Source organism: Amycolatopsis sp. ATCC 39116 (assembly GCF_000231075.2).
In the GTDB taxonomy this organism is placed as follows: Bacteria; Actinomycetota; Actinomycetes; order Mycobacteriales; family Pseudonocardiaceae; genus Amycolatopsis_E; species Amycolatopsis_E tucumanensis.
Map to the genome: position 1 here is coordinate 99,140 of NZ_AFWY03000021.1, position 14,709 is coordinate 113,848.

At 71.3% G+C, this 14,709-nt stretch carries 16 protein-coding genes; 7 read left to right on the top strand and 9 right to left on the bottom strand.

Annotated features, from left to right (window positions below; translation table 11 throughout):
• Positions 1-30: 30 nt before the first annotated feature.
• The 3 genes from moeZ to AMY39116_RS0321945 all read right to left on the bottom strand — a co-directional run bounded on the left by moeZ (position 31) and on the right by AMY39116_RS0321945 (position 3,521).
• Positions 31-1,209, bottom strand: coding sequence for an adenylyltransferase/sulfurtransferase MoeZ (gene moeZ, locus AMY39116_RS0321935; protein WP_017986964.1), 1,179 nt, complete (start codon positions 1,207-1,209; stop codon positions 31-33).
• A gap of 100 nt (positions 1,210-1,309) precedes the next feature.
• Positions 1,310-2,428 (bottom strand): DUF3152 domain-containing protein, encoded by a 1,119-nt coding sequence (locus tag AMY39116_RS0321940; protein WP_157358642.1) that lies wholly within the window; start codon positions 2,426-2,428, stop codon positions 1,310-1,312.
• Positions 2,429-2,510: 82 nt separating this feature from the next.
• Complete coding sequence (locus tag AMY39116_RS0321945) at positions 2,511-3,521, bottom strand: alpha/beta fold hydrolase (protein WP_027936127.1); 1,011 nt, start codon at positions 3,519-3,521, stop codon at positions 2,511-2,513.
• Positions 3,522-3,605: 84 nt separating this feature from the next.
• Between AMY39116_RS0321945 and AMY39116_RS0321950 the strand changes: the two genes are divergently transcribed.
• Entirely contained in the window at positions 3,606-4,247 is a 642-nt protein-coding gene (locus AMY39116_RS0321950; protein ID WP_027936128.1) for a TetR/AcrR family transcriptional regulator, read from the top strand.
• Here AMY39116_RS0321950 and AMY39116_RS0321955 read toward each other — a convergent pair.
• Positions 4,244-5,137 carry an alpha/beta fold hydrolase gene (locus AMY39116_RS0321955; RefSeq protein ID WP_020419783.1) on the bottom strand — a complete coding sequence of 298 codons (894 nt, stop codon included), beginning with the start codon at positions 5,135-5,137 and terminating at the stop codon, positions 4,244-4,246. The two genes, AMY39116_RS0321950 and AMY39116_RS0321955, sit on opposite strands and share 4 nt — an antisense overlap.
• Entirely contained in the window at positions 5,134-6,039 is a 906-nt protein-coding gene (locus AMY39116_RS0321960) for a diiron oxygenase (protein WP_017986959.1), read from the bottom strand. The genes AMY39116_RS0321955 and AMY39116_RS0321960 overlap by 4 nt, the downstream gene beginning before the upstream one ends.
• 50 nt (positions 6,040-6,089) lie before the next feature.
• Here AMY39116_RS0321960 and AMY39116_RS0321965 point away from each other — a divergent pair, with 50 nt between their 5' ends.
• Both AMY39116_RS0321965 and AMY39116_RS0321970 read left to right on the top strand, forming a co-directional pair.
• A complete protein-coding gene (locus tag AMY39116_RS0321965) occupies positions 6,090-6,857 on the top strand; it encodes a TetR/AcrR family transcriptional regulator (protein WP_027936129.1) in 768 nt (255 codons plus the stop codon).
• On the top strand, positions 6,847-7,164 hold the full coding sequence (locus AMY39116_RS0321970; RefSeq protein ID WP_020419785.1) for a DUF4873 domain-containing protein: 318 nt from the start codon (positions 6,847-6,849) through the stop codon (positions 7,162-7,164). The genes AMY39116_RS0321965 and AMY39116_RS0321970 overlap by 11 nt, the downstream gene beginning before the upstream one ends.
• 382 nt (positions 7,165-7,546) lie before the next feature.
• On the opposite strand, the gene AMY39116_RS0321975 is transcribed toward AMY39116_RS0321970, so the two are convergent.
• Together AMY39116_RS0321975 and AMY39116_RS0321980 are read right to left on the bottom strand one after the other, a co-directional pair.
• Positions 7,547-7,777 carry a DUF3107 domain-containing protein gene (locus AMY39116_RS0321975; RefSeq protein WP_017986956.1) on the bottom strand — a complete coding sequence of 77 codons (231 nt, stop codon included), beginning with the start codon at positions 7,775-7,777 and terminating at the stop codon, positions 7,547-7,549.
• Positions 7,778-7,820: 43 nt separating this feature from the next.
• Entirely contained in the window at positions 7,821-8,468 is a 648-nt protein-coding gene (locus tag AMY39116_RS0321980; protein ID WP_017986955.1) for a ferritin-like fold-containing protein, read from the bottom strand.
• 338 nt (positions 8,469-8,806) lie between these two features.
• Between AMY39116_RS0321980 and AMY39116_RS0321985 the strand changes: the two genes are divergently transcribed.
• Genes AMY39116_RS0321985 through AMY39116_RS0321995 form a run of 3 tightly spaced genes read left to right on the top strand, consistent with a single transcriptional unit; the run spans position 8,807 to position 12,653 of the window.
• On the top strand, positions 8,807-10,423 hold the full coding sequence (locus AMY39116_RS0321985; protein WP_020419786.1) for a DEAD/DEAH box helicase: 1,617 nt from the start codon (positions 8,807-8,809) through the stop codon (positions 10,421-10,423).
• 47 nt (positions 10,424-10,470) lie between these two features.
• Positions 10,471-11,826, top strand: coding sequence for a hypothetical protein (locus AMY39116_RS0321990; protein ID WP_020419787.1), 1,356 nt, complete (start codon positions 10,471-10,473; stop codon positions 11,824-11,826).
• On the top strand, positions 11,823-12,653 hold the full coding sequence (locus tag AMY39116_RS0321995) for an alpha/beta fold hydrolase (protein WP_020419788.1): 831 nt from the start codon (positions 11,823-11,825) through the stop codon (positions 12,651-12,653). Before AMY39116_RS0321990 ends, AMY39116_RS0321995 begins: the two co-directional genes overlap by 4 nt.
• Here AMY39116_RS0321995 and AMY39116_RS43370 read toward each other — a convergent pair.
• Positions 12,650-12,970: a hypothetical protein gene (locus tag AMY39116_RS43370; protein WP_039791691.1), complete on the bottom strand. Its 321-nt coding sequence runs from the start codon at positions 12,968-12,970 to the stop codon at positions 12,650-12,652. The genes AMY39116_RS0321995 and AMY39116_RS43370 overlap by 4 nt on opposite strands.
• Positions 12,971-13,069: 99 nt before the next feature.
• Positions 13,070-13,828 (bottom strand): SDR family oxidoreductase, encoded by a 759-nt coding sequence (locus tag AMY39116_RS0322005; RefSeq protein ID WP_020419790.1) that lies wholly within the window; start codon positions 13,826-13,828, stop codon positions 13,070-13,072.
• A 59-nt stretch (positions 13,829-13,887) separates the two neighbouring features.
• Between AMY39116_RS0322005 and AMY39116_RS0322010 the strand changes: the two genes are divergently transcribed.
• Entirely contained in the window at positions 13,888-14,499 is a 612-nt protein-coding gene (locus AMY39116_RS0322010; protein ID WP_027936130.1) for a TetR/AcrR family transcriptional regulator, read from the top strand.
• Positions 14,500-14,709: the final 210 nt, after the last annotated feature.

Genomic DNA, 14,709 nt, shown 5'->3' on the forward strand with positions numbered 1-14,709 from the left:
CGCGACGGGCCTTTTTCAGTCAGAAACCGCTCAGTACGTCGGCAGGCTCTGGTCGATCTGCCGCGCCCAGGCGAGCACACCGCCGCCGAGGTGCGTGGCGTCCTTGAACCCGGCCCGGTGCAGCGCCGCCAGCGCCTCCGCCGACCGGGCGCCCGACTTGCAGTGCAGCACGATCGGCTTGTCCTGCGGCAGCTCCGCCAGCGCCTCGCCCGACAGGATGCGGTCCTTCGGGATCAGCTTGGCGCCCTTGATGTTCACGATCTCGTACTCGTGCGGCTCGCGGACGTCGATGAGCTCGAAGTTCTCGCCCGCGTCGAACTTGGCCTTCAGCTCCGCCGGGGTGATGGTGCTGCCCGACGCGGCCTGCTGCGCCTCGTCCGAAACGACACCACAGAACGCCTCGTAGTCGATCAGTTCGGTGATCTTCGGCGTCTCCGGGTCCTTGCGGATCTTGACCTCGCGGTACTTCATCTCCAGCGCGTCGTAGCTGATCAGGCGGCCGAGCAGCGGCTCACCGATACCGGTGATCAGCTTGATCGCCTCGGTCACCATGATCGAGCCGATCGAGGCGCACAGCACGCCCAGCACGCCACCCTCGGCGCACGAGGGGACCATGCCCGGAGGCGGCGGCTCGGGGTAGAGGTCGCGGTAGTTCAGGCCCTGACCGTTCGGCGCGTCCTCCCAGAACACGCTGACCTGGCCCTCGAACCGGAAGATCGAACCCCACACGTACGGCTTGCCCAGCAGCACGGCAGCGTCGTTGACCAGGTACCGGGTCGCGAAGTTGTCCGTGCCGTCCAGGATCAGGTCGTAGCCGCGGAAGACGTCCAGCGCGTTCGCGGTGGTCAGCTGCTCGGTGTGCAGGATGACGTTGACGAACGGGTTGATCTCGGCGATCGACTCCTTGGCCGAGACGGCCTTGGGCTTGCCGATGTCGGACTGGCCGTGGATGACCTGGCGCTGCAGGTTCGACTCGTCGACGACGTCGAAGTCGATGACACCGAGCGTCCCGACCCCCGCGGCGGCGAGGTACAGCAGCGCCGGGCTGCCGAGGCCGCCCGCACCGATGACCAGGACCTTCGCGTTCTTCAGCCGCTTCTGCCCGTCCATCCCGACATCCGGGATGATCAGGTGCCGACTGTAGCGGGCCACCTCTTCCTTGGTGAGTTCGGCCGCCGGCTCCACGAGCGGCGGCAGCGTGCCTGCCATCGGTCCTCCAAGTTCGCGCGGCTGTCGTTGTCGCTTCCCCAAGTATCCACAACACGGAGCGCGACCGGACTCTTCCCGCCGTCCCAGGATGTGGAACGCGTCAGCCCGCGGGGGCCGAATCGCCGAACTGCAGCACCGGCCAGGCGTTCGGGACACAGGTCTTGCCGTCGGCCGGCACGGCCTTCGAGTTGTACTGGTCGACCGCGTTCAGCTGGGCCACGTAGTTGTTCGACACGCCGAAGGTCTGCTGCATCATCACGGGCGCCAGCGCGCCGTTCTCCTGGCAGCCCACGTGCGATTTCCCCAGCGCGTGCCCCACCTCGTGGTTGATCGCGTACTGCCGGTACATCCCGAGGTCGGTGAACGCGAGCCCGCCGCGCACCCACCTGGCGAGGTTGATCACCACGCGGTGGTCGAACGCCCGCGAGTAGCAGGAGGTCGGAAAGGGGATGCTGAACCCGCACACGTCCGGCCGCTTGGCAGTGTCCGGCGTGGTGAGGCTCACGCGGAAGTCGATGTCCGGGTAGTCCGCGCCGACCCGCTGCAGCTTGACCTTGCCGGTGCCGATCCAGCTGCGCACGTCCGACAGCGTCCGCTCGACGGCGCTGGCGAAGGCGTCGTCACCGGCGTAACTGGCGGCGTCGATGCCGTTTTCGACCTCGATCGTGTAGTGGTACAGCTTCCCGCCGCTGCCGGCCTCCTTGCCGCTCACGCCGTCGTTCGGCACCGGGACGACGTGGTAGGCCATGGAGCCGCTCTGCGTGAAATCACCGCCGGTCGGCAGCTCGGCGGTGGGGATGTTGAGGTCGCGCGGCGCGGCCGGCTGTTCGGAGAGCGCGTTGTCCCCGCCTTGCCCGGCGCCGCCGTCGAGGGTCTGCGCCGCGGAGTTCGTCTGCGGCGGGGCCGGCTCGGTCGCGGTGTTGAACACCACCAGGACGGTGATCACGACGAGGACCGGCAACGCGTACACGCGCCAGCCGTAGGCGCCGACGAGACGGCCGACCTTGCCCTTGCGGCGCCGTGCCCGGCGGGCTTCCTCCGGGTCCTGCTCGAGCTGCGCCTGCGGCGGCTTCCACGACGCGGCCAGCGGCTCGGCCTGCACGCGCCGCGCGCGCGGCCGGTAGCGGTCCTCGCTCAGGCGCACCGACGACCGGCCCGACGGGGGCGCGTACTGTGCTCGCCGTCCTTCGCCACGCTCGCCGCTGCTCGCCCGCTTCACGGGTCCCAGATTGCCACATGCGCAGAGTTACGCAACGCGCGACCAAGCCGTCACGGAGCGAGCTCGGATTAACTCGAATGGGCTACCACGAACCGGCAGCGACCGCCTCCCACATACCCAGAACGGCCTTCGCTACGACAACCGGGCGTTCCATCTGCGCCACGTGACCGGTCCGCGGCAGCACGAGGAGCCGCCCGCGCGGCAGCAACTTCGCGGTCCGCGCGGCCCGGCGGACCGAGATCACCTTGTCCTCGGTGCCCCACACCACCAGCGTGGGAACCGTCACGTTGGGCGTCACCCGCCACAGCGATGCCGCGCCCCGCGCGAACCAGGTGCGGAAGATCCCGAACGTGCTGCGGGACATCGCCACGTTCGCCCAGGCCAGCTCGGCGCGCGCGCTGTGCTCCTCGACCAGCTCGGCCATCCGGTGCTCGGGGAAGGAGTCCGGGTCGGCGAAGCACAGCTTGATGACCATCTTGGCGCGCTGGTGCGCGGTGTAGGCGGCGAGCTTGCGCCGGGCGCGGCGGCCGACGAACGGCAGGTAGGCCAGCGCCATCAGCGGATCGGACAGCCGGCGCGGGTCCGGCCGCCGGTCCGGCATCGCCGGCGAGATCAACGTCAGCGTCTTGACCAGCTCGGGGTGCCGCGCCGCGACGAGGAGCGAGACCGCGCCGCCCATCGAGTTGCCGATGAGGTGCACCGGGCCCGCGCCGAGCCCCTCCGCGAACCTGGCGACCACCTCGGCGTGCGCGTCGAGGCTGAAATCGAAGGCGCGTTCCGGCTCGGAGAACCCGAAGCCGGGCAGGTCGATCGCCGCTCCCCCTGCCGTCGGCGCCAGCAGGGCGGCCAGGTCGGTCCAGTTCGTCGACGACCCGCCGAGGCCGTGCACGTAGAGGACGGTCTCCTCCGCCGCGCCCGGCGTGCGCCGGACGTGCAGCGAGACGCCGCCGACCTGCTCGGTTTTCCCCGGCCACGGCGGGAGTTTCGGGTCGAGTTCGGGTAACTCACGAGTGGACAGCGGTACGTGCGTGACGGGCACCCTGGGCGCCCCGGGATCCGGGGACGGCCGGGAAGCCGGGACGGTGTCGGTCATCAATCCAGGATGCCTACCCACCCGGCCCTTGGCGACTCGGCGATACCGGCGAGTAATCTCGAACGGGTTCTTTGGGAGGAAAGCATGACGGAGACTGCGGCGGCGCAACAGCGGGGAGTCCGGCTACCCCGGACCGAGCGGCGCGCTCAGCTTCTGGCCGCGGCGCAGCGGGTCTTCTCGGCAAACGGGTACCACGCGGCGGCCATGGACGAGATCGCCGAGCAGGCGGGAGTCAGCAAGCCGGTGCTGTACCAGCACTTCCCGGGCAAGCTGGACCTCTACACCGCGCTGCTGGAGAACCACGTCGACGAGCTGGTCGCGCGCGTGAACGAGGCGCTCGCCTCGACCACCGACAACAAGCTCCGCGTGCGGGCCGCCGTCGGCGCGTTCTTCGACTTCGTCGCCAGCGAGACCGGCGCCTTCCGGATGATCTTCGAGTCCGACCTGCGGGGCGAGCCCGTCGTGCAGGAGGCCGTCGACCGCGCCACCACCGAGTGCGTCAACGCGATCACGGACACCATCACCGCCGACGCGGGCCTGGACGAGGGCCGGGCGCGCCTGCTGGCGGTCGGCCTGGTCGGGTTGAGCCAGGTCAGCGCCCGGTTCTGGCTGGCCCACCACAGCACGATGAGCCGCGAGGAGGCGGTGTCGCTGACCGCGACGCTCGCCTGGCGCGGCATCGGCGGCGGCTTCCCGCTCCAGCACACGCCAGGCGAGCCAGCCTAGTTCTCCAGCAGGCGGCTCAGCCGCTTCGCGACCTCGCGCGTCCGCTCGTAGGTCAGCTCGTGGCCGGCGCCGGGGAAGAGCACGAACTCCGCCTCCGGCAACTCCTCGGCGATCACGCGCGCGTGGTGCACCGGTGTGATCCGGTCCCGGTCGCCGACCATCACCACCGTCGGCGTGCCGCGCAGGCTCGCGAGCGCCTTGCGCCGGTCGTGGTCGGACATCGAGTCGCGGAAGCCGCCGACGCTGCGCGGGTGCGCGCGCAGGAACTGCTCCGTCATCGCCCGCACGTCGGCCCGCCGCACCTTCTTCCCGAACGCCAGCCACTTCACCGACGGCCGGGCCAGCGGCGCCGGGATCGGCACGTGCTCGGCGCCCCAGCGGTTGAGCAGCCGCCCGAACGTCTTGTCGACGCGCGCCGCCACCCGTCCGGCCCGCCCGTTCAGCCCGAGCGTGAGCCGGTCCATGTCGCAGCACGAGGTGGCGATGAACGCGACCCCGTCCACCCGCGATTCGACCAGCTCCGGGTGCCGCTCGGCCAGCGCCATCACGGTCATCCCGCCCATCGAATGCCCGGCCAGTACGAGCCTGCCCTCCGGCGCCAGCTCCGCGATCAGCTCGGCGAGGTCGTCGGCCAGCTGCGCGACCGTCGCCGTCCCCGGCTTCGCCGGCTCCGACCAGCCGTGCCCGCGGTGGTCGTAGCGCAAGACCTGGACCCCGGTCGGCAGCAGCGGCAGGACCGGGTCCCACTCCAGGTGGTCCTGCGTCCACGCGTGCACCAGCACCAGGGTGACCGCGGCGTCGCGCGGTCCGGACAGCTCGACGTGGAGGGCGGTGCCGTCGCTCGTCGTGAAGCGACGGTCCGTCCCCCTCCGACGGACCGTCGCCGTCATCGGGCCCCCAGCAGGAAGGACTTGCGCCACCAGTACGTGCCCGGCTGGCCGACGAGCCCGGCGTCGTCGAGGAACGCCATGATGCGCTCGCCGGACCAGCGCAGGGTCTCGTGCCAGTGCGGGTTGTTCATGGCCGCCTCCCACGCCTCCCGCGGATTGAGGCCGACCGCCTTGTAGACGCGCGGGTTGATCAGGCTGCGGGTGATCGCGAAGCTGACGACGGCGATGAGCCAGCGCTGGTAGAACAGCTCGGCCTTGTTCAGCTTCGCCATGCCGCGGGTGACCTCCTCGCGGGCGAAGGTCACGTGCCGCGCCTCTTCGAGCACGTGGATGCGGTTGACCATGCGCACGAGCGGCTGGATGTCCTCGTCGGCCATGCTCTCCCGCTGGATCCGGTCGAGGATCTCCTCGGCGACCAGGATCGAGCCGTACAGCGCGGGCCCGTAGCCGATGAACGGCAGCAGCTTGCCCAGCCGGTGCACGATCTTCACCGGGCCGTACGCCGGCGCGCCGACGGCCTCGACCGAGCGCGCGAACATCGTCGAGTGGCGGCACTCGTCGGCGATCTCGGCGAGCGCGTACTGCACGTGCCGCGTGGTCGGGTCGGAGTTGTAGACCTCCTTGAGCAGCAGCTGCATCAACAGCACCTCGAAGAAGATGCCGTTGCTGGCGATGCTGGCGAGCTCGTGCTTGCCCAGTTCGAGCCGCTGTTCCTCGGTGAGCCGGTCCCACAGGTGGGTGCCGTAGAGCGAGCTGCGGCGCTCCAGCTGGAAGGGCTTGCCCTCGGCCAGCGGGGCGGACCAGTCGATGTCGACGTCGGGGTCGTAGAACTTGTTGGCCGAGGACTTCAGCAACCGGTCGGCGGTCTTCTCGCGGCCGTGGTCGTCCAGCGTTCGCGTCATCGCGTGCTCCCCACATTGTGTAACCCGTGGTAACAGTTACCTCTGGTAGCATGAGGCGCGTGACGGATCGTGTCAAGCGCAGCGGCAAGCACCCTTCGGCAGGCGAGCCGGCGACCGGCGACGCGCGCCGGGACCGGTGGCGCAAGCACCGGGTCGAGCGCCGGGCCGAGTTCGTCGAGGCGGCGCTGAAGGCGCTGGACGAGCGCGGTCCCGACCTGGCGATGGACGACGTGGCGGTCGCCGCCGGGGTCACCAAACCGGTGCTGTACCGGCACTTCGCGGACAAGGCCGACCTGTACGACGCGCTCGGCCAGCGGGGCACCGAGCTGCTGTTCTCGCGGCTGGTCCCGGCGATCAACGCGGAGCTGGCGCCGGTGCCGCGGATCCGCATGGCGCTGGACGCGTTCTTCACCGTCATCGAGGAGCACCCGAACCTGTACCGGCTGCTGGTGCGCGGCTCGTTCGCGGGCAAGCCGGCCGACGCCGACGTGGTGGCCGAGGACAAGGAACTGATCGCGACCGCGCTGACCGCCCTGCTCGGCGACTACATGCGGATGTTCAACATGGACTCCGGCGCGGCCGAGCCGTGGGCGTACGGGATCGTCGGGATGGTCCAGAACACCGGTGAGTGGTGGTTGGAGCGCCGGTCGATGAGCCGGGACAGCGTCGTGGAGTACCTGACGCAGATCATCTGGGCCGCGATCGACGGGCTGGCCCGCCAGCACGGGGTCACGATCGACCCGAACAAGCCGCTGGAGGAGAACAAGATCGTCCAGCTCGGACGGGTGCGCCCGAAGGAGGAGACGGATGTCGGCTGACGACGAAGACGGCTACACCGGTCCCGCGACGGTGGTGGTGGACGGCGCCGAGGTGCCGGTCGAGGTGGAGCTGAGGGGCCACTTCCAGCCCATCGACGGCTACTACCGCTGGTACGGCCGCATCGCGCCGAGCGCCCGGCTGGACGAGCTGTGCGGCGGCCGGAAGAAGAAGGGCGAGATCCGCACCCCGGACGGCTCCGCGACGGGCGAGCTGTCGGACCCCGACCCGTGGGGCCGCTACCGCATCCTGGGGACGAGCACGCCGCCGTTCACGGTGCCGAAAACGCTCGCCGAACTGGCCGACTGACGCGTCACGGAGTGGTCGAGGAGCGCGGGGCGCCGCGCTCCTTGGCCGCGGCGTAGAGGTGGCAGCCGGTGGTCGCGCCGAGCAGGGCTCGCTTGGCGGAACCCGAAGACCAGCTCACCGCCGTAAGCGTCGCTGAACCGGATTTCGATCCCCGTGTCCGGGCCCGCGCGCTCGGTCTTGATCCGGTCGAAGCCGTTGCTCGGCTCCCGCCATTCCTCGGGGCGCGCAGCCGCAACATCACTGGAGTAACAAGCTCGACGGCTTTGCCGGTACGCGGCGCGGAACCCGCGAGCAGCTCGCCGGCCGGGATCAACGCGCACTCTACGAAACGACGAAAGGGGCGTCCACCACCTCGTGGTGAACGCCCCTTCTGCGAGAAGACTTACGAACCGACGGCGAACCCGACCCGGCGTACGTCCGAGGGCGCGATCTCCACGTAGGCGATCCGGTCCGACGGGACCAGGAACTTGCGGCCCTTCTCGTCGGTGAGGCTGAACAGGCCGTCCTCGGTCTTCAGCGCGTCGGCGACCAGCTTCTCGACCTCCTCGGCGGACTGGCCACTGGACACCACCAGCTCACGCGGGGTGTCCTTGATGCCGATCTTGACCTCCACCTGCTACCTCCGACTGGTTCTGCCACGTACTCCACCGCCCAGGCTAGCCCAGCCCGAGCACCTGCATCCGTTTGGTGTGCCCCTGCTGCAACCGCCGGAAGAGCCCGGCGATTCCCGACAGGTCGCCCGAGCCGGACACGATCAGCTCGGCCAGCGGGTCCCGCTCGGCCACCACGTACTGCGCCTGGGTCAGCGCCTCGCCGAGCAGCCGCCGTCCCCACAGCGCCAGCTTGTCCCGCGTCTTGGGGTCGGCCTCGATGCCCGCGGCGACCTCCCGCTCGGCGAACGCCGAGTGCCCGGTGTCGGCGAGCACCGTGACCACGAGGTCCTTGGTCTCCGGGTCCAGCCAGCTGCCCACCTCGCGGTAGAGGTCCGCCGCCAGCCCGTCCCCGACGTAGGCCTTGACCAGCGATTCCAGCCACGACTTGGGCGCGGTGGACGCGTGCCAGGCGTCGAACCGGGCCACGAACGGCGCCATCGCGTCCTCGACGCGCCTGCCGTGCTCGGCGAGGAACTTCGCCAGCATCTCGTAGTGCCCGATCTCGGCGGCCGCCATCGCCGACAGCGCGGCGCGCCCGGACAGGGTGGGCGCCTTCCGCGCGTCCTCCGCCATCCGGTCGAACGCGGACAATTCGCCGTAGGCGATGACCCCGAGCAGGTCGACGACGCCTTCGCTGATCTCTCGTGTCACGGCCGTGAGCGTACCGCCGTCGCGGGGAGACGAATCTAACGTGGACACACCGGGCCGAAATGCCGAGGCCGGGGCCGTACCGGTTACAATTGGACGGGAAAGCTACCGCATCCGCAGTAGCGCGCCCCACCCGAGGCACACCCGCCTCGACTCGCCGGAGGACGAGCAGACCCCGGGCGCCACTGTGAGCGGCAGGTAATGCGCGTGCACGCCGTCCAGGCATTCCCGGTGGACCTTCCCGCCGGTTGAGTGCCGAATCTCGACCAGGCCGTGCGCGCTGGTAGAGAGAGGCGATCACACTGACCGCGAACATTCCCGACAACAACGAGATCGACCCGGTGGCCCTCGAGCACAGCGAGACGGGCGTCCCGGACACCGACACCTCCCACCCGTTGCAGGCCGACCACGTCGAACCGGCCACCCCCACCTTCGCCGAGCTGGGCGTCCGCCCCGAGATCGTGCGCGCGCTCGCCGAGGCGGGCATCGAGCACACCTTCGCCATCCAGGCCCTCACGCTGCCGCTCGCGCTGGCCGGCGACGACCTGATCGGCCAGGCCCGCACCGGCATGGGCAAGACGCTGGGCTTCGGCGTCCCGCTGCTGCAGCGCGTGGTCTCCCCCGGCGACGGCACCCCGCAGGCCCTCGTGGTCGTCCCGACCCGCGAGCTGTGCCTGCAGGTCACCCGCGACCTCACCGACGCGGGCAAGCACCTGAACGTGCGCACGCTGGCGATCTACGGCGGCCGCCCGTACGAGCAGCAGATCAGCGCCCTGCGCAAGGGCGTCGACGTGGTCGTCGGCACCCCGGGCCGCCTGCTGGACCTGGCCGAGCAGAAGGCGCTGGTCCTCGGCAAGGTCCGCGCGCTGGTGCTGGACGAGGCCGACGAGATGCTCGACCTGGGCTTCCTGCCCGACATCGAGCGCATCCTCGGCATGGTGCCCGACCAGCGGCAGACCATGCTGTTCTCGGCCACGATGCCGGACCCGATCATCAAGCTGGCCCGCACCTTCCTCAACCGCCCGACGCACGTGCGGGCCGAGGAGAACGACTCCAGCGCGGTGCACGAGCGCACCACCCAGTTCGCCTACCGGGCGCACTCGCTCGACAAGCCCGAGCTGATCGCCCGCGTGCTGCAGGCCAAGGACCGCGGCCTGACGATGATCTTCACCCGCACCAAGCGCACCGCGCAGAAGGTGGCCGACGACCTCGCCGAGCGCGGGTTCGCCGCCGCGGCGGTGCACGGTGACCTCGGCCAGGGCGCTCGCGAGCAGGCGCTGCGCGCGTTCCGCTCCGGCAAGGTCGACGTGCTGGTCGCCACCGACGTTGCCGCCCGCGGCATCGACGTCACCGACGTGACGCACGTGATCAACTACCAGACGCCCGAGGACGAGAGCACGTACGTGCACCGCATCGGCCGCACCGGCCGCGCGGGCAAGACCGGTGTCGCGATCACGCTGGTCGACTGGGACGACATGCACCGCTGGCAGGCCATCAACGACGCGCTCAAGCTCGACATGGCCGAGCCGGTCGAGACGTACTCGACGTCGAAGCACCTGTTCAGCGACCTGGACATCCCGGAGGACGCCACCGGGCGGCTGCCGCTGTCCAAGCGCACCCGCGCCGGCCTGGCCGCCGAGCCGGAGGAGCAGATGGGCGGCCGTCGCCGGAGCGGCGGCGCGACCACCCGCAACCGTCGCCGCACCCGCGGTGCCGCGAAGGCCGAGGGCGAGCAGCCCGAGGCCACCGGCGAGCCGTCGGGTGAGGAGCGCCGTCCGCGCCGCCGCACCCGCGGTGGCAAGGCGGTCGGCGACACCTCGGGCCCGGCGGAGAAGGGCCCGACCGAGCGTGAAGGCGGCGAGGCCGCGGAGCGTCCCGCCCGTCGCCGCCGCCGTCGCCGTTCGGGCTCGGCCAGCGCGACGGCGAACACGTCTGATACACCGGGTTCGGCAGACTGAGGCCGACCGGCGCCGCGGGGGCGCCGGCGAACACCGGGAGCAGGAACGTGAGCGAGCCCGAGGCGGGTGGACGGCACCGCCGTCCCGACGGGGGCGAGGTCGCCGGGCCGATCGGCGCGGAGGACGTGCTGGCCGGCGCTCCCGCCCCGGCGCCGGCTCCGGAACGGCCGCGACGCGAGCGGCCGTCCCCGTGGAACCGGCCTCGTGACCGGGTGGTCGCGGTCCTGATCGTCGTCGTCGTGGTCGTCACCGGTGTCGTGATCTGGGCAGGCAGCGCGAGCCGGGCGACGATCCAGGAGACGTCCGCGCCGGGCGCTCCCCTGCCGCCCGCGCCGGCGACCGTGCCGGCGACGCTGCGCGAGCTGTGGCAGGCGCCCAGCGACTCGGCCCCGGTCCCGATCGCCGAGGGCACGGCCGTGGCCACCGCGAACGGCGGCGAGATCGCCGGACGCGACCCGCTGACCGGCGAGGTGCGCTGGCGCTACGCCCGCGACCTGACGCTGTGCACCGCCGCCGAGGCCTGGGGCCGGGTGCTGGCGGTGTACCGCAAGGACGGCGTGAACGGCGAGTCCGGCTGTTCCGAAGTGATCGGGCTCGGCATCGACACGGGCCTGCGCAAGGCGCAGCGCACCGGCAGCGCGCCGTTGGGCACGCGGCTGGTGACCGACGGCAGCCAGGTCACCGCGACCGGGCCCGAACTGCTCGTGACCTGGCGGGACGACCTCGTGGAGACCAACGAGTACGGCAAGGTCCCCGCCCTGGTGAACCCGAACAAGCAGCCGCGCACGGGCTGCACCTACGGCTCGGTCGCGATGGCGTCGGGCCGGCTCGGCGTGATCGAGCGGTGCCCCGGCGACCCCGGCGACCGGCTGACGGTGATGAAGTCCGTGCCCAAGGAGTCGGACGAGCCGCAGGTGTCGTTCAGCGCCATCGTGGCCGGGCACAACGCGAAGATGGTCGCGATGTCGGGTGATCACACGGCGGTCGCGTTGCCGGACCAGAGGCTGCTGGTGCTCTACGACGCCGACGGCGAGCAGACCGCGGCCTACCCGCTGGACCTGCCCGCGTCGGACTTGGCGCAGGACCCGGCCGGGCTGGCGCCGGTCACGTCGACGACGTCGGCGAACGTGTACTGGTTCACCGGGTCGAAGATGATGGCGCTGTCCCGGGACAACCTGACTCCACTGTGGACGTTGAACAGCGCGCTGGGCCCCGGGATCACCTTCGCGCACCAGCTGGTCGTGCCGATCCAGGGCGGGCTGGCGGTGCTGAACGAGTCGGACGGGTCGACGATCCGCACGATCGCGGTGGACCGGCACGGCTACACCGGGCCGGTGCGCCTGGCCGCGCTGGGGCCGGTGCTGCTCGAACAGCGTGGGAACACGCTGGTCGCGTTGTCGTGACGGCACAGCTGACCCCGCACGGGGCGGAGAAGGTGCGCCTGCGGGGCCTGGCCGCGCTGCGCACGACCGCTCCGGCGAAGGCGACCGCGGTGCTGGTTCCCGGGTACACCGGGTCCAAAGAGGACTTCGCGCCGCTGCTGGACGGCTTGGCGGACGGCGGTTTCCGCGCGATCGCGATCGACCTGCCGGGCCAGTTCGAGTCGCCGGGCCCGCCCGACGAGGAGGCTTACCTGCCTGCCGCGCTGGGCTCCGTGGTGGCCGGGCTGATCTCGGACATCGACGGGCCGGTGGTGCTGCTCGGCCACTCCTACGGTGGGCTGGTGGCGCGGGCGGCGGTGCTGGCGGGCGCACCGGTCGCGGGGTTGACGTTGCTGGACAGCGGACCCGGCGAGTTGCCGGAAGGCGCCCGGCGGCAGGCGTTGGGCGCGGGCGAGCCGGTGTTGCGGCAGTCCGGTTTGGACGAGGTGTACCGGGTGCGGGAGCAGGTGAGCGCGCGGTCGCCGTTGTGGACCGCGATGCCCGAGGACCTGAAGGACTTCCTGCGACTGCGTTTCCTGGCCTCGAACCCGGCCGGGCTGCTCGGAATGGCGCGCGGCCTGCGCACGGAGCCGGACCGGGTGCCCGAACTCGCCGCGACGGGCGTGCCAACGCAGGTGATAGCCGGCGAACGCGACGACGCCTGGAGCGTCCCGGCACAGCGCGAAATGGCGGCCCGCCTGGGAGCGCCCTTCGAACTCATCCCCGGCGCGGCACACTCACCGAACACCGAAAACCCGGCTGTGTTGTTGAAGGTGCTGCTGACCAAGTGGCGGGAGTGGGTGGCCTAGGCCCACCAGAAGGTCCACAGCGCGGTCAGGGCCACCGCGAGCACCACCACTCCGGCAACCGCCGCCACAACCCCCCGGCTGCGATCCGCGACGCGCTGCGCGAGTAGAGCCAGCACGGCGGCGATGGGGTGCCCGATCATCGGCGCCGCGCCCGGGCCGGGGACGTCGAGGAAGGCGCACAGCAGACCCGCGCCCAGGACGAGCACCGCCAGCGCGACGAGGCCGGCCGCGAGCGAGCCGGTGAAGCCGCGCCACCACCGCGCCACCCGGGTGCGACCACGCGCCGGGGCCAGCGGCAGCTCTTCGGTGTCCGTCATGTCCTCGCTCACCCTGTTCCACTCCTCGACCGGGAACTCCGAGGATTCCACCATGCCCGCGACGGGCAGAAGCGGGACCACCCGCACCGGGGATCCCGGTCAGACGCGCGGTCCGAGGAACAGCCCGCCACTCGCGTCGATGACCTGACCGGTGATCCAGCGCGCGGCGTCGGAAGCGAGGAACGCGACCACGTCGGCGATGTCGCCCGGTTCGCCCAGGCGGTTCATCGCGGTGGAGGCGGCGATGAACTCGGCCAGGCCCGGGGCCGCGAACGCGGAGCCGTTGGTCGCCGTCCGCGTGGCGCCGGGAGCGACCGCGTTCACCGTGATTCCCCGGGCGCCGAGCTCGTTGGCCAAGGTCATGCTCATCGTTTCCACCGCCCCCTTCGTCATGGCGAACGAGGTCTGGGCCGGGTTGGCCATCCGGGTCGCGACCGACGAGATCGTGATGATGCGACCACCGTCGCGGAGCAGCGGCAACGCGCGCTGGATGACGAAGTAGGGCGCGCGCACGTTCACGGCGAAGAGGTGGTCGAACTCGGCCCGCGTCGTGACTCCGAGCGGTCCGGCCGGTGTGGCCGCGGCGTTGTTGACGAGGATGTCCAGCGGCCGCCCCGCCAGGGCCGACTCGACTCCCGCGAAGAGCGTTTCGACGTCGCCGTCCACGCCCAGCCGCGCCCCGACGGCGAACGCGCTCCCACCGTCGCGTTCGATCTCGGCGACCGTCGCCGCCGCGCCCTTGGCGTCCGTGCCGAAGTGCACGACGACCAGCACGCCCTGTGCCGCGAGGCGGGCCGCGATCGCCCGTCCGATGCCACGCGATGCCCCCGTCACCAAAGCCGTCAGCACACCGATCACCCCAGTCTGTTAGCTGCTACCAAAATGGTAGTGACTACCAATGCGGTACTGTCTACCACGTGGCTGAGCGGCAATCAACGTTGCGAGCGCGACGACGAGCCGAGACGCAGCGCCTGATCCAGGCGCACGCGGTGCGGCTGTTCACGGAACGCGGCTACGACACGACGACGGTGAACGACGTGGCCGTGGCCGCGGGCGTCTCGGCCATGACCGTGTACCGGCACTTCCCCACGAAGGAAGACCTCGTGCTCGCCGACCAGCACGGCCGGCTCGTCGGCGAGCGGCTCGCCGCCACCTCACCGGCAGAGCCGCTGGTCCGTCGAATCTGCGGCGCGCTGGTCGACGCGACGGCGGCGCTGACCGATGGCGACCCTGCGACGAGACAGCACTTGCTCGCGCGGCTCCGGCTGATGATCTCGACACCCGCGCTGCGGGCCAGGCACTTGGACAACCACTACGCCCTGCAGGAGGCGATCGTGGACGCCCTCGGCGCGGCGGACCCCGAGGCGGCGTTCCGCATCCGGGCGGCGGCCGGCGCCTGCTTGGCCGCGATGCACACGGCGCTGGCGCGGTGGGCCGAGGAGGACGGGAAGACCTCGCTGCCTGCTCTCATCGCGCAGGCACAAGCCGCAGCCTTCGGCGACCACGCGGTGGAGGGTGGCGCGACTTGATTCGTGGCCGGCTGCTTGGGGCCTGCGGCCGCTTGCGGCCACAGCGCGTTGATAGTCAAGCCTCCACGACCAGCACAGCCAATGGCGGCAGTGCCTGCCAGAACCTCGCCACCAGGGTGGCTCAACCGCGCCAGCCCGCCCCTACGGCGCCAACAGCTCCCAGAACTTCGCGACCAGGGCGACCCAACGCCGCCAGCCCGAGCACCCCCT

Excerpts from the sequence above, each read along its gene's own strand:
- moeZ (WP_017986964.1), bottom strand. The coding sequence starts at position 1,209 with ATGGCAGGCACGCTGCCGCCGCTCGTGGAGCCGGCGGCCGAACTCACC.
- AMY39116_RS0321945 (WP_027936127.1), bottom strand. The coding sequence starts at position 3,521 with ATGACCGACACCGTCCCGGCTTCCCGGCCGTCCCCGGATCCCGGGGCG.
- AMY39116_RS0321950 (WP_027936128.1), top strand. The coding sequence starts at position 3,606 with ATGACGGAGACTGCGGCGGCGCAACAGCGGGGAGTCCGGCTACCCCGG.
- AMY39116_RS0321955 (WP_020419783.1), bottom strand. The coding sequence starts at position 5,137 with ATGACGGCGACGGTCCGTCGGAGGGGGACGGACCGTCGCTTCACGACG.
- AMY39116_RS0321960 (WP_017986959.1), bottom strand. The coding sequence starts at position 6,039 with ATGACGCGAACGCTGGACGACCACGGCCGCGAGAAGACCGCCGACCGG.
- AMY39116_RS0321965 (WP_027936129.1), top strand. The coding sequence starts at position 6,090 with ATGAGGCGCGTGACGGATCGTGTCAAGCGCAGCGGCAAGCACCCTTCG.
- AMY39116_RS0321970 (WP_020419785.1), top strand. The coding sequence starts at position 6,847 with ATGTCGGCTGACGACGAAGACGGCTACACCGGTCCCGCGACGGTGGTG.
- AMY39116_RS43370 (WP_039791691.1), bottom strand. The coding sequence starts at position 12,970 with ATGACGGACACCGAAGAGCTGCCGCTGGCCCCGGCGCGTGGTCGCACC.